Below are 19,173 nucleotides of genomic sequence, written 5' to 3' on the forward strand. Positions count from 1 at the left end.
ATCGCGGTGGCGCGCACGCCGCGGCCCATGCTGGGCGCGATGCTGCGTCGCCGCCTGCCTGCGGACACGCTCTATCTCAATACCGGTCACGCCGATCTCGACGAGCGGGTGATGCGCGCGGTGCAGGCGGCGGGCGCGCGCATCGCGGTGCTCGTGCATGACACGATCCCGCTCGACCTGCCTCAGGCCGCGCGGCCCGGCACGGTCGATCCCTTCGCGGCCAAGCTCGATGTGGTGGCGCGCCATGCCGACCGGGTGATCGCCACGGCGCAGACCACAGCGCAGGGCATCGCCGCGCGGCTGGCCGAGCGCGGGCCGGTGCCGCGGATCGTGGTGGCGCCGCTGGGCGTGACACCGGCGCGGCCCGATGCGGCGGCGCTGCCGCCGGGCTTCGATCCGTCGATCCCCTACATGGTCGCGCTCGGCACGATCGAGCCACGCAAGAACCACGCGCTGCTGCTCGATGTCTGGGAGCGGCTGGGGCCGGGGGCGCCGCGGCTGCTGATCTGCGGCGCGCGCGGCTGGAACAACCGGGAGGTCTTCGACCGGCTCGACCGGGGCGTGGCGGGGGTGACCGAGATGCCGGGCCTGTCCGATGCGGCGATCGCGGCGCTTCTGGTGCGGGCGCGGGCGCTGCTGTTTCCCTCGCTGGCCGAGGGCTACGGCCTGCCGCCGCTGGAGGCGCTGGCGCTGGGCTGCCCGGTGATCTGTGGCGATCTTGCCATCTGCCGCGAACTGCTTGGAGATCATGCCGTTTACTGCGATCCGACCGATCGCTACCAGTGGGAGAGGGCGATCCGGGCACATGCCGCGCCGCCCCGCCTGCCGCCGCTGCGCATCACTCCGCCCGGCTGGGCGGCGCATGTCGAGCGGGCGCTCGACGGGCTTTGAAGGCCGCGGGGGGACACGCTTGAAGGCTTGGCAGACATACCGGCTCAGGCTGCAGCGCAAGCGGTGGCGGCTGCGGGCGCTGCGCAAGCGGCGCGAGCTGGCCTGCGTCACCGATCGCACGGCGCGGCTGCGCCCCGCCGACATCCTCCTCTTCACCACCCTGCGCAACGAGGCCGCGCGGCTGCCGCATTTCCTCGCCCATTACCGCGAGATGGGCGTCGCGCATTTTCTCGTGGTCGACAACGGCAGCGACGACAGCGGCGCGGAGCTTCTGGCCGAACAGCCCGACGTGTCGCTGTGGCGCAGCGAGGCGAGCTACAAGCGCGCGCGCTTCGGCATGGACTGGATGAACTGGCTGCTGCGGCGCCATGGCCACGGGCATTGGTGCCTGACCGTCGATCCCGACGAGCTGCTGGTCTACCCGTTTTGCGACACGCGGCCCCTGAAGGCGCTGACCGACTGGCTCGACGCCTCCTCGATCCGCAGCTTCGGCGCCATGCTGCTCGACCTCTACCCCAAGGGGCCGATCGGCGCGCAGCCCTTCGCGCCGGGCGACGACCCGCTGAAGATCGCCTGCTGGTTCGATCCGGGCAACTACAGCATCTCGCGCAACCACCGCTACGGCAACCTGTGGATCCAGGGCGGGCCGCGGGCGCGGATGTTCTTTGCCGACGAGCCCTCGCGCGCGCCCGCGCTCAACAAGATCCCGCTGGTCAAATGGGACCGTCGCTACACCTATGTCAGCTCAACCCACATGCTGCTGCCGCGCGGGCTCAATTTCACCTACGACGAATGGGGCGGCGAGAAGACCTCCGGCCTGCTGCTGCACACCAAGTTTCTCGACAGCTTCTCCGACAAGGCCCGCGAAGAGCTGCAGCGGCGTCAACATTACGCCGCAAGCGCCGAATACAAGGCCTATGCCGCCGGCCTGGAGGCGGACCCCGAACTGTGGTGCCGATGGAGCGAAAGATACATCAACTGGCGGCAGCTGGAGGTGCTGGGGCTGATGTCCCGGGGCAACTGGGCATGAGCCTCGGGGTCGTGATCCTCGTGCACAACGCGCTGGGCCGCGCGACGGAGGTGATCCGGCACTGGGCGCAGTCTGGCTGCCCGGTGGTGGTGCATGTCGACAGCGCCATGCGCCGGGCCCGGTTCGAGCGGTTTCGCGCGGGCTTCGACGACCTCTCCGACCGGGTGCTGTTTTGCGAGCGGCACCGTTGCGAATGGGGCGGTTGGGGCATCGTTGCGGCCACGCAATCGGGCGCGCGGCTGATGCTCGATCGCTTCGCCGAGGTCGATCACGTCTATCTCGCCTCGGGCTCCTGCGTGCCGCTGCGCCCGATCCGTGAGCTGACCGCCTATCTCGCGGCCCGGCGCGACACCGATTTCATCGAGAGCGCCTGCGTGGCCGACGTGCCCTGGACGGTGGGCGGGCTGTCGGAGGAGCGCTTCACCTTGCGCTTTCCCTTCTCCTGGAAACGCCAGCGCTGGGCCTTTGATTGCTACGTCGCGCTGCAGCGGCGGATCGGCGTGCGGCGCCGTCTGCCCGAGGGGCTGGTGCCGCATATGGGCTCGCAATGGTGGTGCCTCACGCGCGCGACGCTGGAGGCGATCCTGTCGGACCCGCAGCGCCCCGCACTCGACCGCTATTTCGCCCGCGTCTGGATTCCCGACGAGAGCTATTTCCAGAGCCTCGCGCGGCGCTGGTCGCGCCGGATCGAAAGCCGGTCGCTGACCATGTCCAAGTTCGATTTCCAGGGCAAGCCGCATCTGTTCTACGACGATCACCTGCCGCTGCTGCGCCGCTCGGACTGCTTCGTGGCGCGCAAGATCTGGCCGCGGGCGCAGGCGATCTACGCACAGATGGCGGCGGGCGGGCATCCGGCGCAGGCGGCCGAGCCGGCGCCTGCGCGGATCGACCGGGTCTTTGCCGCCGCGACCGAGCGGCGGGTGCGCGGCCGCGCCGGGCTCTACATGCAAAGCCGCCTGCCCAACGAGGGCTGGGAAAACGGCTTCACCGCCGCGCCCTACGGCGTGCTCGAAGGATTTTCCGAGCTTCACGAGGGCTTCCACGCCTGGTTCGCCGCCGCCAGCGGCGCCACCGTGCATGGCCATATCTTCGCGCCCGAGGGGGCCGAATTCGAGGGCGGTGCCCCGCTGTGGCGGGGGGCGATGTCGAGCACCGCCGCGCTGCGCGACCACAACGCCCGGCGCTTTCTGACCAACCTGATCTGGAACGGCCGCGGCGCGCGGCAGGTGTTCCAGTTCGGCCCGCGCGACAGCCAGCATGTCAGCTGGGACATCGCCAAGGATCCCAACGCGCGGATCGGCGTGATCTCGGGCGCCTGGGCGGTGCCGCTGTTTCGCTCGGGCCAGGCGGTGGCCGATCTGCGCGACACGGCGGCGCGGCTGCAAAAGGCCGAGGCCGATCACCTGGGCGCGCTGCGCTCGCCCCATGCCAAGGCGCGCATAAGGATCTGGACCCTGGCCGAGTTCCTCGAGGCGCCATCGGAGGCGCTGTCGCAGATGTTGGCCGACATCGTGCCGGGGCAGGCGGGGCCGCCGCCCGCGCCGCCCGATCTCGTGCCGCTCGACGGTTTCGGGCGTTTCCTGCAGGACATGCGCAACCAGGGCATGCACCCCTATCTCACCGGCGACATTCCCGCCGACCCGCCCCCCCGTCTGCGCCGCGCCGCGCCCAAACCCTATCTGGTGAGCCGCCCCCATGCCTGACTTCGACAGCTTCGTGATGCTCGCCGAGATGCGCACCGGCTCGAACTTCCTCGAAAGCAACCTCAACGCGCTCGAGGGGGTCCGCTGCCACGGCGAGGCGTTCAACCCGCATTTCATCGGCACGCCCAAGGATGCGCCGATTCTCGGGGTGACGCGCGCCGAACGCGACGCGGCCCCGTTGGCGCTGCTCGAGCGGCTGCGCGCCGCGCCGGGGCTCAACGGGTTTCGCTATTTCGGCGATCACGATCCGCGCGTGTTCGAGCCGATCATGGCCGAGCCGCGCATCGCCAAGATCGTGCTGACCCGCAACCCCGTCGATTCCTACGTCAGCCACCGCATCGCCGCGGCGACGGGACAATGGAAGCTCACCGATGCGCGCCACCTGCGCGCCGAGCGGGTGGCCTTCGACGCCACCGGCTTCGAGCAGCATCTGGACCGGCTGCAACAGGCGCAGCTGCGCATCATGGGGGCGTTGCAGCGCGGCGGGCAGACGGCCTTCTACCTCGATTACGAGGATCTGCAGGACCTCGAGGTGCTCAACGGGCTGGCCGCGTGGCTCGGCGTCGAGGCGCGGCTGGCGGGGCTCGACCGCAAGCTCAAGAAGCAGAACCCCGAAAGCCTGTCCGAGAAGGTCGAGAATTTCGACGAGATGCGCGCGGCATTGGCGCGGATCGACCGCTTCGACCTTGGCCGCACCCCCAATTTCGAGCCGCGGCGCGGGCCGATGGTGCCGAGTTATCTCGCGCCCGCGCGCAGCGGGCTGCTGTGCCTGCCGCTGAAATCGGGGCCGGAGGCGGGGCTGCGCGGCTGGCTCGCGGATCTCGACGGCGCGCCGCCGCGCGAGGGCTTTACCCAGAAGACGCTGCGCGAATGGCAGGCGGCGCATCCCGGTCATCGCAGCTTCGCGGTGCTGCGCCACCCGGTGGCGCGGCTGCACGCCGCGTTCTGCGAACGCATCCTCGCGCGCGGGCCGGGCAGCTTCGTGCAGATCCGCGAGACGCTGCACCAGCGCTACGATCTGCCGGTCCTGGCCGAGGCCGATGGCCCCGACCCGGACCCGGAACGCCACCGCGCCGCCTTCGTGGCCTTCATCGCCTTCGTGAAGGCCAACCTCGGCGGACAGACGGCGATTCGCGTCGATGCCGCCTGGGCCAGCCAGAGGGCGCTATTGCAGGGAATCGCCGAGTTCGAATCCCCCGACGCGATCCTTCACGAGGCGGATCTGGCGCAAGAGCTGCCCGCCCTGGCCGCGCGCGCGGGGCTGAGGGCGCCGCCCTGGGCGCCCGCGCCGGAGCCGCATGAGGCGGCGCTCAAAGCCATCTACGACGCGCGGATCGAGGCGGCGGTGCGGAGCATCTATGCCCGCGATTACGCCCGCTTCGGCTTCGAGGATTGGCGCGTGACCGGGGCTGGCGCGGGCTGAGGCGGCGCTCAGGCCGCCTGAGTCGCCGGGCCTTCGGTCAGGATCGTGTGCAACGTGCCTGCATCGGCATTGGCGCGCAGCTTCTGGCAGGTCGCGGTGTCGCGCAGCGTGCGCGACACCAGCGCCAACGCCTTGAGGTGCTCGACCCCGCTGCCGCCGGGGGCGAGCAGGCAGAAGACGAGATCCACCGGCTGACGGTCGATCGAATCGAATTCGAGCGGCTTGTCGAGGCGAATGAACAGGCCACGCACGCGCTCGACCCCTTCGAGCCGGGCATGCGGCAGAGCCACGCCGTGGCCGACGCCGGTGGGGCCGAGGCCCTCGCGTTCGAGCAGGGCCTCGACCACCCGCGCCGGGGTGAGCCCGTAGCAGCTTTCGGCCAGATCCCCCAGGTCCTGGAACAGCCGTTTCTTGGAGCTGGTCGAGGACAGCATCTTCACGCCGTCCGTCGGAAGGATCTCGGAAATCTGCATTTGGGGGGTTCCCTGTCTACGAGGCGGGCTCGGAGAGCCGGGATCTGGCGCTCTCCTAGCCGATGTTGCGCGGGTCGATCCACCCGAAATTACCGTCGTCGCGTTTGTAGACGACGTTGATCCCACTATGCTTCTCGTTGCGGAACACCAGCACCGGCGCATCCGCCAGCTCAAGTTGCATCACGGCTTCGCCGACCGAGAGTTCTGGAATCTTCGATTCCATCTCGGCGACGATCATCGGGGCGAGGCTGTCCTGCTCGGTCTCGTCACTGTCTCCTGACGCGGCGAGGATATAGGAGCCTGCGAGGGATTGTTCAACCGGGTTCGTGCGCGCCTTGTGGTGGTCCTTCAGCCGGCGCTTGTAACGCCTGAGCTGTTTGTCCATCTTTTCGCAGCAGCTCTCGAAGGCGGCATAGATCTCGTTGGCGCGCCCCGTGGCCTGGGCGGTGAGCCCCGTCGACAAATGCACCACGGTTTCGCAGACATGCTCGTGGCCCGAGCGCGAGAACACCACGTTGGCGTCGGTCGGGCGGCCGGCATACTTGCCCACCGTGGCGCCCAATTCGGTCTGCACATGGGTCTGCAGCGCCTCGCCGATCTCGATCTGCTTGCCGGTGATCTGGTAACGCATGGACGTCTCCTTCAAGGACGCGGCACGGCGGCACAGGCACGCGGCCTGCGGCACCTTGGGGCCGATGGGGGGTGGGGATGGGCAGCCTCGCACCGCTCCGGCGGTGGCCCGGCCCGTCTTGCCGGAGCTGTCCGGTGCCGTGGAAAAGAATGGGCGATCTGCGTCATCAGCTCCCATCTCGCCCGATCGTCCCCCCGCTTGTCAACGCCGCCGTTGCAGCGTCGTCGCGGTGCCTAGCCGATGCGGAAGCCCTGGCCGAGATAGACGCGGCGCACGTTCTCGTCGCGCACCACCTCCTCGGTGGTGCCCGACATCAGCACGTGACCGTCGTGCAGAATATAGGCGCGGTCGACGATGCCGAGCGTCTCGCGCACGTTGTGATCGGTGATCAGCACGCCCAATCCACGGGTCTTGAGCGCGGCGACGAGGTCGCGGATGTCGCCCACCGCGATCGGATCGACGCCGGCAAAGGGCTCGTCGAGCAGCACGTAGCGCGGGTTGGCGGCAAGGCAGCGCGCGATCTCGACCCGGCGGCGTTCGCCGCCCGAGAGCGCCAGCGCCGGCGCGCGGCGCAGGTGGCCGATCGAGAAATCCGACAAAAGCTCCTCGAGCCGCTCGCGCCGCGAGGTGCGGTCCGGCTCGGCGATCTCCAGCACGGCGAGGATGTTGTCCTCGACGTTGAGGCCGCGAAACACCGACATCTCCTGTGGAAGGTAGCCGATGCCGAGCCGGGCGCGGCGATACATCGGCAGAAGCGTGGCGTCGCGCCCGTCGATGGTGACCTGCCCGCCCTCGGGGCTGACCAGCCCGGCGATGGAATAAAAACAGGTGGTCTTGCCCGAGCCGTTGGGGCCCAGGAGCGCCACCACCTCGCCGCGGTCGAGATGCAGCGACACGTCGCGGATCACCGGGCGCTTGCGGTAGCTCTTGCGCAGGCCGGTGACGCGCAGCCCGCCCGAGCCGGGCGTGAGATCGAGGGTGGCCCTGTCGCTCACTGTGCAGCCGCGCCCTGCGCGGGCTCGATGACGCTGCGCACGCCCCCCGTCAGCTGCGCCGTGCCGGCGGCGAGGTCGATCTCCATGCGCTGCGAGGAGAGCGCCGTGCGCCCCTGGGTCAGCAGCACGTCACCGGTGAGCAGCAGCGTGCCGCCCGAGATGTCGTAGACCGCGGCCTGCGCCTCGGCGGCCTCGGTGGCGGTGACGAAGGTGACGCCGCCTTGCGCTTCGAGCCGCGCGATCTCGCCCGTGGCGTCGTCATAGACCACTTCGACCGTGGCGGCGGAGATCTTCATCTCGCCTTGGCCGATCAGCACCTCGCCTTCGAAGGTGGCGCGGCCCGTGGCCTGATCGACGTTGAGGCTCTCGGCGGTGATCTCCACGGGCGCATCGGGGTCGGCGGTGAGCCCGCCCAGCGCCATCTGGGTCTGCGCCGAGGCGAGGCCGGGCAGCAGCAGGCCGGCCACAAGGGCGGCACGGGCGATGGCAAGGGCGGTGGTGCGGATCATCGGCTCTCTCCTTGGCTTGCGGGATCATATAGCAGCCGCACGCCCTTGGAGAACACCATGCGCGGCGCTTCGCCTTCGGGCATCTCGCTGCGCATCTCCCCGGCGCTGAACCGGCCGAAGGGGCCATCGACCTCGATCTCGCCCGAGGAGACCACGCCGCCGGTGGAGAGATCGGCCATGAGCACCGGCGTCTCGGCGCGGTAGCCCAGCGAGGAGACGACCGTGACCGGCCCGTCGAGCCGCAGCTGCCGCCTCTGCGCGTCGACCTCCCCGGTGGCGGCGCGCATTTCGATCCGGGCGCCCTCGGGGCTTTCGATCACCCCGGTCGGCGTCTCGATCTCGTAGCGTCCCTGCGCGGCGGGCCGCACTGTCGCCGCCTCGAGCGCGATCGAAGCGCCGTTCTCGGCGGTGCCGGCGAATCGCGGCGCGCTGACCCTTTGCTCGCGGGCGATCGCCTCGATCTCGGCAAAGGGGATCTCGCCGGTGCCCTGCGGGCTGCGCGCGATCAGGAACAGCGTCGAGAGCAGCACCAGCCCGACCAGCGGCAAGAGCACCTTGGCCCGGCCGATGAAGCGCGAATAGGCGTTGTCGCGCGCGTGCATCAGGCCACGCCGGCGCGCAGGCAGTCGTGGATGTGCAGGATCCCCAGCGGGCGACGCGCGGCGTCCTCCTCGTCCACGACGAAGAGGCAGGTGATCTTGCGCGCGTTCATCTGCGCCAGCGCCTCGGCGGCGAGCGCGTCGGGGCGGATGGTGCGCGGCGCGGGGGTCATCACCTCGCCCGCCGCGTGGTCGAGAAGCCCCTCCATGTGGCGGCGCAGGTCGCCGTCGGTGACGATCCCCGCAAGGCCGCCCTGCGCGTCGGTGACCCCGACCACGCCGAATCCCGCCCCCGTGATGGCCAGCAACGCGTCGGTCATCGGCGCGTCGAGCGCCACCAGCGGCAGCTCGGCGGCCCCGTGCATCAGGTCGCGCACCTGCGCCAGCCGCGCGCCGAGCTTGCCGCCCGGGTGAAACGCGCGGAAATCCTCGGCGGTGAAGCCGCGCCCGCGCATCAGCGCGATGGCCAGCGCGTCGCCCAGCGCCAGCGTCATGGTGGTCGAGGTGGTGGGCACCACGCCGATGCCGCAGGCCTCGGGCTGGTCGGGCAGCACGATGGCGATGTCCGCCTGTGTCATCAGCGTGCTTTTGGGCCGCGCCGCGACGCCGATCAGCGGGATGCCGAATCGCCGCGTATGGGCCACGAGGTCGGCCAGCTCGGGCGTCTCGCCCGAATTCGACAGCACCAGCACCACGTCGCCGCGCGAGATCATCCCCAGATCGCCATGGCTGGCTTCGGCGGGATGCACGAAGGAGGCGGGCGTGCCGGTCGAGGCGAGGGTGGCGGCGATCTTGCGCGCGATATGCCCCGATTTGCCCATCCCCGAGACGATGACCCGGCCGGGGGCGGCACGGATCGCGTCGAGCGCGGCGGTGAAACCGCCATCGAGCCCTCGCGCCAGGGCGGCGAGGCCCGCGGCCTCCTCCGCGATCACCTGACGGGCGATCTCGAGATCATCGGGGCGCTGCGATGTCCCGGCCATTTCAGTGCGAGAAGATGTCGGCATCGGCCCAGCCTGCCAGATCGAGCGCCGCGCGGGTGGGCAGGAAATCGAAGCAGGCCTGCGCCAGTTCGCTGCGCCCCTCGCGCGCCAGCCGCTCGTCGAGCACAGCCTTGAGCCGGTGCAGGTGCAGCACGTCCGAGGCGGCGTAGTCGAGCTGCGCGGGGGTCAGTTCCCCGGCGCCCCAGTCGGATTGCTGCTGCTGCTTGGAAATGTCGACGCCGACCAGCTCCTGCAGCAGCTGCCGCAGCCCGTGCCGATCCGTATAGGTGCGCACCATCTTCGAGGCGATCTTGGTGCAATAGACCGGCGCGGTGCGCGCGCCGAAGGCGCTTTGCAGCGCCGCGATGTCGAATCGGCCGAAGTGGAACAGCTTGAGCACCTGCGGATCTTCGAGCAGGCGCTTGAGGTTGGGCGCCTCGGTCTGGCCGCGATGGACCTGCACCATGTGGCATTCGCCGTCGCCCGAGGACATCTGCACCAGGCATAGCCGGTCGCGCACCGGGTTGAGGCCCATGGTCTCGCAATCGATCGCCACGGAGGGGCCGAGATCGAGCCCGTCGGGCAGGTCGTGCTGATAGAGGTGGTTTGCCACGATGTCCTCGCTGTTGAATTACGAGGAGGGATGGTGCCCAGGAGAGGACTCGAACCTCCACGTCCTTTCGGACACTGGCACCTGAAGCCAGCGCGTCTACCAATTCCACCACCTGGGCAGGTCGTGTGAGGGGCGATCTACGGAAAGGGCCGGGGGGTGTCAACGAGAAATCTCGCGAAATCCGCGCTGCCGCTGCGGCAGGCCGGGCAGGGGCGAGGCGCGCGCTCGCGAACGGCCCGAAACCTGCGCCGGGCGTGGGGCGCGCGACACTCCCGCGAAACCAAGGGCCCGGATCGGCGCTTGTCCGCATCCGCCCCGGCGGGTAAACCGCGAGGCGTCAATTCACCTTATCAGGGCGGGGCCGATGACCGGACTTGTGACCATCTTTGGCGGATCGGGCTTCCTCGGGCGCTATATCTCGCGCCGGCTGGCGCATCAGGGCTGGCGCGTGCGCGTCGCCTGCCGCCGTCCCGAAGAGGCGCTCTTCGTGCGGACCTACGGCGTGGTGGGGCAGGTCGAGCCGATCTTCTGCAACATCCGCGACGACGACAGCGTGCGCGCGGCGCTGACCGGCGCCGATGCGGTGGTTAACTGCGTGGGCGTGCTGGCCGAAAAAGGGCGCAACACCTTTCACGCGGTGCAGGAGGAGGGGCCCGAGCGGATCGCCCGCCTCGCCGCCGAAGAGGGCGTGGGGCGCATGGTGCATGTCTCCGCGATCGGCGCGGATGAAGAGAGCCCGAGCGAATACGCCCGCTCCAAGGCGGCGGGCGAGGCGGGCGTGTTGCGGCACATGCCGGATGCGGTGATCCTGCGCCCCTCCATCCTGTTCGGTGCCGAGGACGAGTTCTTCAACCGTTTCGCCTCCATGGCGCAGGTCTCGCCGGTGATCCCGGTGGTCGGCGCGAACACGAAATTCCAGCCCGTGCATGTCGACGACGTGGCCCATGCCGCCGAGCTGGCCGTCATCGGCGACGCAGCCCCCGGCATCTACGAGCTGGGCGGGCCGGACACGCACACCTTCCGCGAGCTGATCGTGCAGATGCTGCAGATGATCCGCCGCCGCCGCCTCGTGATCGGGCTGCCCTTCGGGATCGGCCGGCTGATGGCCGCTGTCGGCGGGCTGGTGCAGATGCTCAGCCTCGGGCTGGTGCGCGCGCCGATCACCGCCGACCAGGTCGCCAATCTGCAAAGCGACAACGTCGTGGGCAGGGGCGCGAAAGGTTTCGCCGATCTGGGCATCAGCCCCGTCGCGATGGAAGCGGTGCTGCCCGACTACCTGTGGCGTTTCCGCCCCTCGGGGCAGTATCTGGCGATCAAGGAATCCGCGCGCAACCTGCGCCGCCACTGATACGGGACACGCATTGCCATGACCGGAGAGACGATTCTCCTGCCGCTCCTGCTCGGCCTGCTGGAGGGGCTGACGGAGTTCATTCCGGTCTCCTCGACCGGTCACCTACTGCTCGCAGGGCATTTCCTGGGCTTCGAGAGCGCCGGCAAGACCTTCGAGGTGGTGATCCAGCTCGGCGCGGTGCTGGCGCTGCTGACGCTCTACTTCGGGCAGCTGTGGCGCGTGCTGCGCGACGCGCCGCATGACCCGGCGGCGCGGCGCTTCATCGCCGCGGTGCTGATCGCCTTCCTGCCGGCGGCGGTGATCGGCGTGCTGGCGCATGACATCATCAAGACGGTGCTGTTCGAGACGCCCGTCCTGATCGCCGTCATGCTGGTGCTGGGCGGCATCGTGCTGCTCTTCGTCGATCGCATGGCGCTGCGCACCCGCCACGAGGACGCGATGAGACTGCCGGTGCGCACGGCGCTGGCGATCGGCTTCTTCCAAGTGCTGGCGATGGTGCCTGGGGTGTCGCGTTCGGGCGCGACCATCGTTGGCGGGCTGCTGATGGGGGTGAGCAAGCGCGCGGCGGCGGAGTTCTCCTTCTTCCTGTCGATGCCGACCATGGCCGGGGCCGTGGCCTACGACCTGTTCCAGAACCGCGACGTGCTCGACTGGAGCGCGCTCAACGAGATCGCCATCGGCTTTGCCATGGCCTTCGTCACCGCCGTGATTGTGGTGAAATGGCTGCTCGGATACGTCTCGAAGCACGGCTACGCGCTGTTCGGCTGGTGGCGAATCGCGGTGGGTCTTGTCGCGTTGGCCGGTCTCTTTCTCGCCGGTTAGGTTTATAGGTAACGAAAGCTGACCTTATTTTGCGTCGCAAAGCGAAAGTTTTTCGCCTCTTGCTTCAGAAAGCGTTAAATAGGTCATGCATGCTGACTTTTCATCCGGCCGGGCTTTGGCTATCCCCACGGCAAGCCCAGCCAGAGGGAGAGACCAGCCATGGCCGAGAACAAGATGCTGAAATTCGTGTCGGTGCCGCGCGACATGCCGGAAAAGCGTCTGGCCACAGCGCGGCGCGAGGATTTCCAGGAGATCTACGCCGAGTTCGCCCGTGACAAGGCGGCCGAGCAGTCGAGCCGCTGCAGCCAGTGCGGCGTGCCCTATTGCCAGACCCATTGCCCGCTGCACAACAACATCCCCGATTGGCTGCGCCTGACCGCCCAGGGCAGGCTGCAGGAGGCCTACGAGGTCTCCCAGGCGACCAACACCTTCCCCGAGATCTGCGGCCGCATCTGCCCGCAGGACCGGCTTTGCGAGGGCAACTGCGTGATCGAGCAGTCGGGCCACGGCACCGTCACCATCGGCTCGGTCGAGAAATACATCACCGACACCGCTTGGGAAGAGGGCTGGGTCAAGCCGATCCTGCCCGCCCGCGAGCGCCCCGAGAGCGTCGGCATCATCGGCGCGGGCCCCGGTGGCCTCGCGGCGGCCGACTACCTGCGCCGTGCCGGCGTGCAGGTCACGGTCTATGACCGCTACGACCGCGTCGGCGGGCTGATGACCTACGGCATCCCGGGCTTCAAGCTGGAAAAGGAGGTCGTCGACCGCCGCACGAAGCAGTTTGAGGAGTCGGGCGTCGAGTTCGTGCTCAACTGCAAGGTCGGCGAGGACATCTCCTTCGACGCGATCCGCGGCAAGCATGACGCGGTGATGATCGCCACCGGCGTCTACAAGTCGCGCGACCTGCCCGAGAGCGACCACGACGGCGTGGTCCGCGCCATCGACTACCTCACCGCCTCGAACCGCAAGAACTTTGGCGACGAGGTGCCCGAATACGACAGCGGCGAGCTGAACGCGGCGGGCAAGAAGGTCGTGGTGATCGGCGGTGGCGACACGGCGATGGACTGCGTGCGCACCGCGATCCGGCAGGGCGCGGAGAGCGTGAAGTGCCTCTATCGCCGCGACCGGTCCAACATGCCGGGAAGCCAGCGCGAGGTGGCGAACGCCGAGGAGGAAGGCGTCGAACTGGTCTGGCTTTCGGCGCCGAAAGGTTTCGAATGCGGCGCGCAGGGCGTCAAGGGCGTGCATGTCCACAAGATGCGCCTCGGCACGCCGGATGCCACGGGCCGCCGCATGCCCGAGAAGATCGAGGGCGCGGATTACCTCGAAGAGGCCGATCTCGTCGTCAAGGCGCTCGGCTTCGAGCCCGAGGACCTGCCGACGCTGTGGGGTGTCGAGGGGCTGGAAGTGACCCGCTGGGGCACCGTGCGGGCCGAGTTCGGCACCGGCGCCACCTCGCTCGACGGGGTCTTCGCGGTGGGCGACATCGTGCGCGGCGCCTCTCTGGTCGTCTGGGCGATCCGCGACGGGCGCGACAGCGCGAGCGCGATCGTCAACTATCTCGACCAGTCCGCCAGCGCGGGCGTCGCCGCCGAGTGAGCCCGCGCCGCGCCGAGGCGCCCGGGCCCCGGTCCGGCGCGCCCCGGCCCCGTCCTACGGTTCCGATCACGGAGACAGCCATGAAGACGCCCTTCGCCTTGCTGCTATGCGCGCTGCCCGCGGCCGCGATGGCCCAGTCCCCGCGGCAGGTGACGCTGCCCGAGGGCTGCACCGCCACGATGACGGTGCAGACCGCCAATTGCAGCGTCTCGCATCACTTCACCTGCGAGGCCGACCCCGAGGGCTGGCGCCGGCGGGTCGATCTCGATCTCGACGGGGTGAGCTACTTCGGCGCGATCGACCACGAGACCCAGTGGATCGAGAGCGTCTATCCGCGCGCCGACCGGCGCGAGGCGCTGGCCCCCGATCCCGCCGACCCGGCCTCCTTTACCGAGCTTACGCAGACCGGCGCCGACAGCTTCGACTTCACCACCCTGTCGGACCAGGTCGGCGAAACCCGCTACGTCGGCTTCGACGTGCTGACCGGCGAGACCGAGACCATCGACGGCGTCGAGCTGGAGCGCACCGATTACGAGGTGCGCGCCACCAGCGCCGAGGGCGAGGTGCTCTGGGTCAGCCGCGGCACCGAGTTCATCGACCGCGCCCGGCGGATCTTTTTGTCGGGCACCAGCGAGGTGACCGGTCCCGAGGGCAGCTTCTCCTCCGACGACAGCCCCGTCGAATTCATCTTCCCGGACGAGCCGGGCTTCCTCTCGTCCCATCCCAAACACGGCTGCGGCGCGACCATGTCCAAGGCCCCCGCAACCCCCGCCAAGGAGATCTTCCATGACCACCTATGATGACGCCTGGGTCGCCTCGGAAGAGGCCAAGCGCGCTTACATGGCCGAGCACGGCCTCTACCGCGAGGATGACGAGCACGCCTCATGCGGCGTCGGCCTCGTCGTCTCGATCGACGGCACGCCGCAGCGCTCGGTGGTCGAAAAGGGCATCGCCGCGCTGAAGGCCGTGTGGCACCGCGGCGCCGTCGACGCCGACGGCAAGACCGGCGACGGCGCGGGCATCCACGTGCAGATCCCGCGCGCCTTCTTCGAGGACCAGATCCGCCGCACCGGCCACGAGCCGATGGCCGAACGCCGCATCGCCGTGGGCCAGGTCTTCCTGCCGCGCAACGATTTCGGCGCGCAGGAAACCTGCCGGACCATCGTCGAGACCGAAGTGCTGCGCATGGGGCACTACATCTACGGCTGGCGCCACGTGCCGGTCGACATCACCTGCCTGGGCGAAAAGGCCAACGCCACCCGCCCCGAGATCGAGCAGATCCTGATCCGCTGCGAGAAGGACATCGACGAGGAGCAGTTCGAGCGCGAGCTCTACATCATCCGCCGCCGGATCGAGCGCGCGGCGATCGCCGCCGGCGTGCGCGAGCTCTACCTCGCCTCGCTGTCGTGCCGCTCGGTGATCTACAAGGGCATGATGCTGGCCGAGCAGGTGGCGGTGTTCTACCCCGACCTGATGGACGAGCGCTTCGAAAGCGCCTTCGCGCTCTATCACCAGCGCTATTCGACCAACACCTTCCCGCAATGGTGGCTGGCCCAGCCCTTCCGCATGCTCGCCCACAACGGCGAGATCAACACGCTCAAGGGCAACGTCAACTGGATGAAGAGCCACGAGATCCGCATGGCCTCCTCGACCTTTGGCGAGATGGCCGAGGACATCAAGCCGATCGTGCCGCAGGGCTCGTCGGATTCGGCCGCGCTCGATTCGGTGTTCGAGGTGCTGGTGCGCGCGGGGCGCAACGCGCCGATGGCCAAGACCATGCTGGTGCCCGAGGCCTGGTCCAAGAGCCGGGTCGAGATGCCCAAAGCCTGGCAGGACATGTATTCCTACTGCAACGCGGTGATGGAGCCCTGGGACGGGCCCGCGGCGCTCGCCATGACCGATGGCCGCTGGGTCTGCGCCGGTCTCGACCGCAACGGCCTTCGGCCCATGCGCTACGTCGTCACCGGTGACGGGCTGCTCGTCGCGGGCTCCGAGGCCGGCATGGTGCCGGTGGACGAGGCCGGCGTCATCGAGAAGGGCGCGCTCGGCCCGGGCCAGCTCATCGCCGTCGACATGGCCGAGGGCCGGCTGTTCCACGACGCCGAGATGAAGGACGCGCTGGCCGCCTCCCAGCCCTTCGGCGAGTGGATCGAGAAGGTCGTGAACCTCAACGACATCCTGCGCGAGATCCCCGAGGAGCCGCTGTTCGAGGGCCCCGAGCTGCGCCGCCGCCAGATCGCCGCGGGCTACTCGATCGAGGAGCTGGAGCAGGTCCTCGCGCCGATGGCCGAGGACGGCAAGGAGATGATCGCGTCGATGGGCGACGACACCCCCTCGGCCGTGCTCTCGACCAAGTACCGCCCGCTGTCGCATTTCTTCCGGCAGAACTTCTCCCAGGTGACCAACCCGCCGATCGACAGCCTGCGCGAAAGCCGGGTGATGTCGCTCAAGACGCGCTTCGGCAACCTCAAGAACGTGCTCGACGAAAGCTCAAGCCAGGCTGAGATCCTGGTGCTGGAGAGCCCCTTCATCGCCAATGCCGAGTTCGACACCATGGTCGAGCAGTTCGGCGCGCAGGTGGCCTTCATCGACTGCACCTTCCCCACCGGCGGGGCGCCCGACGGGCTGCGCGCCGGGCTGGAGCGGATCCGCGCCGAGGCCGAGGATGCGGTGCGCTCGGGGGCGGGGCATATCGTGCTCACCGACCAGCATCAGGACGAGGATCGGATCGGCATGCCGATGATCCTCGCCACCTCGGCCGTGCACAGCTGGCTGACCCGCAAGGGGCTGCGCACCTTCTGCTCGGTCAACGTGCGCTCCGCCGAATGCGTCGACCCGCATTACTTCGCGGTGCTGATCTCCTCGGGCGCGACCACGGTGAACGCCTATCTCGCGCAGGACAGCCTTGCCGACCGGCTCAACCGCGGCCTGCTCGAAGGCACGCTCACCGACATCATGCGCCGCTACCGCGACGCGGTGGATGCGGGCCTTCTCAAGATCATGGCCAAGATGGGCATCTCGGTGATCTCGTCCTATCGCGGCGGTCTCAACTTCGAAGCCGTGGGCCTGTCGCGCGCGATGTGCGCCGAGTATTTCCCCGGCATGCACAGCCGCATCTCGGGCATCGGCCTCACCGGCATCCAGAAGAAGCTCGAGGAGGTCCATGCCCGCGGCTGGGCGCAGCAGGGCACCGATCTGGGCGCGCTGCCGATCGGCGGCTTCTACAAGTCGCGCCGCTCGGGCGAGAAGCACGCCTGGGAAGCCACGACCATGCACATGATGCAGGCCGCCTGCGACCGCGCCTCCTATGAGCTGTGGAAGCAATATGCCGCGACCATGCAGGCCAACCCGCCGATCCACCTGCGCGACCTGCTCGCGATCAAGCCGATGGGCGGCCCGATCCCGATCGAGGAGGTCGAGAGCATCACCTCGATCCGCAAGCGCTTCGTCACGCCGGGCATGTCCTTGGGCGCGCTCTCCCCCGAGGCGCACAAGACGCTCAACGTCGCGATGAACCGCATCGGCGCCAAGTCCGATTCGGGCGAGGGCGGCGAGGATCCGGCGCATTTCCTGCCCGAGGCCAATGGCGACAACCCGAGCGCCAAGATCAAGCAGGTGGCGAGCGGTAGATTCGGCGTCACCGCCGAGTATCTCGGCGCCTGCGAGGAACTGGAGATCAAGGTGGCGCAGGGCGCCAAGCCGGGCGAGGGTGGCCAGCTTCCGGGCATGAAGGTCACCAAGCTGATCGCGCGTCTGCGGCATTCGACGGAAGGGGTGACCCTCATCTCGCCGCCGCCGCATCACGACATCTACTCGATCGAGGACCTCGCGCAGCTGATCTATGACCTCAAGCAGATCAACCCGCGCGCCAAGGTGACGGTGAAGCTGGTGTCCTCCTCGGGCGTCGGCACCATCGCGGCGGGCGTGGCCAAGGCCAAGGCCGACGTGATCCTGATCTCGGGCCACAACGGCGGCACCGGGGCCAGCCCCGCCACCTCGATCAAATACGCGGGCCTGCCGTGGGAGATGGGTCTCACCGAGGCGCATCAGGTGCTGTCGATGAACAACCTGCGCAGCCGGGTGACGCTGCGCACCGACGGCGGCCTGCGCACCGGGCGCGACATCGTCATGGCGGCGATGATGGGGGCCGAGGAATACGGCATCGGCACCGCCGCGCTCATCGCCATGGGCTGCATCATGGTGCGCCAGTGCCAGTCCAACACCTGCCCGGTGGGCGTCTGCACACAGGACGAGGCGCTGCGCGAAAAGTTCTCGGGCAATGCCGACAAGGTGGTGAACCTCATCACCTTCTACGCCGAGGAAGTGCGCGAGATCCTGGCCTCGATCGGCGCGCGCTCGCTCGACGAGGTGATCGGCCGGGCCGACCTGCTGACGCAGGTGTCGCGCGGCTCCGCCCATCTCGACGATCTCGACCTCAACCCGCTCTTGATCACAGTGGATGGCACCAAGAGCATCCGCTATGATCGGAGCAAGCCGCGCAACGAGGTGCTCGACACTCTGGATGCCGAGATCGTCAAGGATGCCCAGCGCTTCCTCGAGGATGGCGAGAAGATGCAGCTGCAATACGCGGTGCAGAACACGCATCGCACCATCGGCACCCGCGTCTCGGCGCACATCGTCGAGAACTTCGGCATGCGCAACCAGCTGCAGCCCGACCACCTGACCGTCAAGCTGACCGGTTCGGCCGGCCAGTCGCTCGGCGCCTTCGGCGCGCCGGGGCTGAAGATCGAGGTTTCGGGCGACGCCAACGACTATGTCGGCAAGGGCCTTTCGGGGGCGATCATCGTGGTGCGCCCGGCCATGGCCAGCCCGCTCGTGGCCTCCGAGAACACGATCATCGGCAACACCGTGCTCTACGGCGCGACCGCGGGGTATCTCTTCGCCTCGGGCCGTGCGGGGGAGCGCTTTGCAGTGCGCAACTCGGGCGCGCATGTGGTGATCGAGGGCTGCGGCACCAATGGTTGTGAATACATGACCGGCGGCGTCGCGGTGATTCTCGGCAGCATCGGCGCCAACTTCGGCGCGGGCATGACCGGCGGCATGGCCTATCTCTACGACCCCGAGGGGCTTGCCGAGCCGCTGATGAACACCGAGACGCTCGTCACCTGCGGCGTCACGGTCGAGCATTGGGAAAACCAGCTCAAGAGCCTGATCGAGCGGCATCAGCTCGAGACCGGCAGCCGCAAGGCCGCCGAAATCCTGCAGCATTGGGACAGCGAGAAGCACAACTTCCTGCAGGTCTGCCCCAAGGAGATGCTGCGCCACATCCCGCACCCGCTCATGGTCGAGAAGGTGGCGCTGCCCGCCGAGTGATCGGCGCGTAGCGACCGGAGCGGAAAAGGAGGCCGGTGCGGTGACGCACCGGCCTCTTTGCATACGCCGGGGGGAACATCGGGCTGCCGGGGGCGTAGTGCTGCCAAAGCGCACCGACGCGCCCTTCGAACGGATCAGACCGATGATGCCTTCCCCGACCCGCGGCCCGGCCCCGTCCTCCCGCCGCCCCGCGCGCCGCGGCCCCTCGGGCCGCGCG

16 protein-coding genes and 1 tRNA gene are annotated in these 19,173 nt (G+C 68.9%); 9 read left to right on the forward strand and 8 right to left on the reverse strand.

Going from position 1 to position 19,173, the window contains the following annotated elements:
• The 4 genes from NHG85_RS05135 to NHG85_RS05150 all read left to right on the forward strand — a co-directional run.
• Positions 1 to 891: glycosyltransferase family 4 protein (locus NHG85_RS05135; protein ID WP_253330442.1), on the forward strand; the 891-nt coding region annotated here is incomplete at its 5' end.
• Between the two features lie 19 nt (positions 892 to 910).
• Positions 911 to 1,921, forward strand: a complete 1,011-nt coding sequence (locus NHG85_RS05140; protein ID WP_253330444.1) for a glycosyltransferase family 2 protein — start codon at positions 911 to 913, stop codon at positions 1,919 to 1,921.
• Positions 1,918 to 3,624 carry a DUF5927 domain-containing protein gene (locus NHG85_RS05145; protein WP_253330446.1) on the forward strand — a complete coding sequence of 569 codons (1,707 nt, stop codon included), beginning with the start codon at positions 1,918 to 1,920 and terminating at the stop codon, positions 3,622 to 3,624. Before NHG85_RS05140 ends, NHG85_RS05145 begins: the two co-directional genes overlap by 4 nt.
• Complete coding sequence (locus tag NHG85_RS05150; protein WP_253330448.1) at positions 3,617 to 5,047, forward strand: nodulation protein NodH; 1,431 nt, start codon at positions 3,617 to 3,619, stop codon at positions 5,045 to 5,047. Before NHG85_RS05145 ends, NHG85_RS05150 begins: the two co-directional genes overlap by 8 nt.
• A gap of 8 nt (positions 5,048 to 5,055) precedes the next feature.
• Here NHG85_RS05150 and NHG85_RS05155 read toward each other — a convergent pair whose 3' ends face one another.
• From NHG85_RS05155 to NHG85_RS05190, 8 genes are all read right to left on the reverse strand, one after another.
• On the reverse strand, positions 5,056 to 5,520 hold the full coding sequence (locus NHG85_RS05155) for a PTS sugar transporter subunit IIA (RefSeq protein WP_253330450.1): 465 nt from the start codon (positions 5,518 to 5,520) through the stop codon (positions 5,056 to 5,058).
• Between the two features lie 55 nt (positions 5,521 to 5,575).
• The gene (gene hpf, locus NHG85_RS05160) at positions 5,576 to 6,151 is read right to left on the reverse strand and encodes a ribosome hibernation-promoting factor, HPF/YfiA family (RefSeq protein ID WP_253330452.1); all 576 of its coding nucleotides are present in this window, start codon (positions 6,149 to 6,151) and stop codon (positions 5,576 to 5,578) included.
• Positions 6,152 to 6,384: 233 nt separating this feature from the next.
• The gene (gene lptB / locus NHG85_RS05165) at positions 6,385 to 7,146 is read right to left on the reverse strand and encodes an LPS export ABC transporter ATP-binding protein (protein ID WP_253330453.1); all 762 of its coding nucleotides are present in this window, start codon (positions 7,144 to 7,146) and stop codon (positions 6,385 to 6,387) included.
• A complete protein-coding gene (locus NHG85_RS05170; RefSeq protein ID WP_253330456.1) occupies positions 7,143 to 7,655 on the reverse strand; it encodes an LptA/OstA family protein in 513 nt (170 codons plus the stop codon). The genes lptB and NHG85_RS05170 overlap by 4 nt, the downstream gene beginning before the upstream one ends.
• Positions 7,652 to 8,257 carry an LPS export ABC transporter periplasmic protein LptC gene (lptC, locus tag NHG85_RS05175; protein WP_253330457.1) on the reverse strand — a complete coding sequence of 202 codons (606 nt, stop codon included), beginning with the start codon at positions 8,255 to 8,257 and terminating at the stop codon, positions 7,652 to 7,654. The genes NHG85_RS05170 and lptC overlap by 4 nt, the downstream gene beginning before the upstream one ends.
• Positions 8,257 to 9,237: a KpsF/GutQ family sugar-phosphate isomerase gene (locus NHG85_RS05180; RefSeq protein WP_253330459.1), complete on the reverse strand. Its 981-nt coding sequence runs from the start codon at positions 9,235 to 9,237 to the stop codon at positions 8,257 to 8,259. Before NHG85_RS05180 ends, lptC begins: the two co-directional genes overlap by 1 nt.
• A gap of 1 nt (position 9,238) precedes the next feature.
• Positions 9,239 to 9,850: a ribonuclease D gene (locus NHG85_RS05185; protein ID WP_253330461.1), complete on the reverse strand. Its 612-nt coding sequence runs from the start codon at positions 9,848 to 9,850 to the stop codon at positions 9,239 to 9,241.
• Positions 9,851 to 9,881: 31 nt separating this feature from the next.
• Positions 9,882 to 9,968 (reverse strand) — tRNA-Leu (locus tag NHG85_RS05190).
• A 246-nt stretch (positions 9,969 to 10,214) separates the two neighbouring features.
• Here NHG85_RS05190 and NHG85_RS05195 point away from each other — a divergent pair.
• The 5 genes from NHG85_RS05195 (at position 10,215) to gltB (ending at position 18,956) form a co-directional block, all read left to right on the forward strand.
• Positions 10,215 to 11,198 (forward strand): complex I NDUFA9 subunit family protein, encoded by a 984-nt coding sequence (locus NHG85_RS05195; RefSeq protein ID WP_253330463.1) that lies wholly within the window; start codon positions 10,215 to 10,217, stop codon positions 11,196 to 11,198.
• An 18-nt stretch (positions 11,199 to 11,216) separates the two neighbouring features.
• Positions 11,217 to 12,023 carry an undecaprenyl-diphosphate phosphatase gene (locus NHG85_RS05200; RefSeq protein WP_253330465.1) on the forward strand — a complete coding sequence of 269 codons (807 nt, stop codon included), beginning with the start codon at positions 11,217 to 11,219 and terminating at the stop codon, positions 12,021 to 12,023.
• Positions 12,024 to 12,182: 159 nt separating this feature from the next.
• On the forward strand, positions 12,183 to 13,622 hold the full coding sequence (locus tag NHG85_RS05205; protein WP_253330467.1) for an NAD(P)-dependent oxidoreductase: 1,440 nt from the start codon (positions 12,183 to 12,185) through the stop codon (positions 13,620 to 13,622).
• A gap of 80 nt (positions 13,623 to 13,702) precedes the next feature.
• Positions 13,703 to 14,422 (forward strand): hypothetical protein, encoded by a 720-nt coding sequence (locus tag NHG85_RS05210; protein ID WP_253330469.1) that lies wholly within the window; start codon positions 13,703 to 13,705, stop codon positions 14,420 to 14,422.
• Positions 14,409 to 18,956 (forward strand): glutamate synthase large subunit, encoded by a 4,548-nt coding sequence (gltB, locus tag NHG85_RS05215; RefSeq protein WP_253330471.1) that lies wholly within the window; start codon positions 14,409 to 14,411, stop codon positions 18,954 to 18,956. Before NHG85_RS05210 ends, gltB begins: the two co-directional genes overlap by 14 nt.
• Positions 18,957 to 19,173: the final 217 nt, after the last annotated feature.

The sequence above is a fragment of the Limimaricola litoreus genome (assembly GCF_024159025.1).
GTDB classification, from domain to species: Bacteria; Pseudomonadota; Alphaproteobacteria; order Rhodobacterales; family Rhodobacteraceae; genus Limimaricola; species Limimaricola litoreus.

What these genes read in the sequence shown, in the direction of transcription:
- NHG85_RS05200 (WP_253330465.1), top strand. Translation starts at nt 11,217, where the DNA reads ATGACCGGAGAGACGATTCTCCTGCCGCTCCTGCTCGGCCTGCTGGAG.
- NHG85_RS05150 (WP_253330448.1), top strand. Translation starts at nt 3,617, where the DNA reads ATGCCTGACTTCGACAGCTTCGTGATGCTCGCCGAGATGCGCACCGGC.
- hpf (WP_253330452.1), bottom strand. Translation starts at nt 6,151, where the DNA reads ATGCGTTACCAGATCACCGGCAAGCAGATCGAGATCGGCGAGGCGCTG.
- NHG85_RS05180 (WP_253330459.1), bottom strand. Translation starts at nt 9,237, where the DNA reads ATGGCCGGGACATCGCAGCGCCCCGATGATCTCGAGATCGCCCGTCAG.
- NHG85_RS05210 (WP_253330469.1), top strand. Translation starts at nt 13,703, where the DNA reads ATGAAGACGCCCTTCGCCTTGCTGCTATGCGCGCTGCCCGCGGCCGCG.
- NHG85_RS05170 (WP_253330456.1), bottom strand. Translation starts at nt 7,655, where the DNA reads ATGATCCGCACCACCGCCCTTGCCATCGCCCGTGCCGCCCTTGTGGCC.
- NHG85_RS05205 (WP_253330467.1), top strand. Translation starts at nt 12,183, where the DNA reads ATGGCCGAGAACAAGATGCTGAAATTCGTGTCGGTGCCGCGCGACATG.
- gltB (WP_253330471.1), top strand. Translation starts at nt 14,409, where the DNA reads ATGACCACCTATGATGACGCCTGGGTCGCCTCGGAAGAGGCCAAGCGC.
- lptC (WP_253330457.1), bottom strand. Translation starts at nt 8,257, where the DNA reads ATGCACGCGCGCGACAACGCCTATTCGCGCTTCATCGGCCGGGCCAAG.
- NHG85_RS05155 (WP_253330450.1), bottom strand. Translation starts at nt 5,520, where the DNA reads ATGCAGATTTCCGAGATCCTTCCGACGGACGGCGTGAAGATGCTGTCC.
- NHG85_RS05145 (WP_253330446.1), top strand. Translation starts at nt 1,918, where the DNA reads ATGAGCCTCGGGGTCGTGATCCTCGTGCACAACGCGCTGGGCCGCGCG.
- NHG85_RS05195 (WP_253330463.1), top strand. Translation starts at nt 10,215, where the DNA reads ATGACCGGACTTGTGACCATCTTTGGCGGATCGGGCTTCCTCGGGCGC.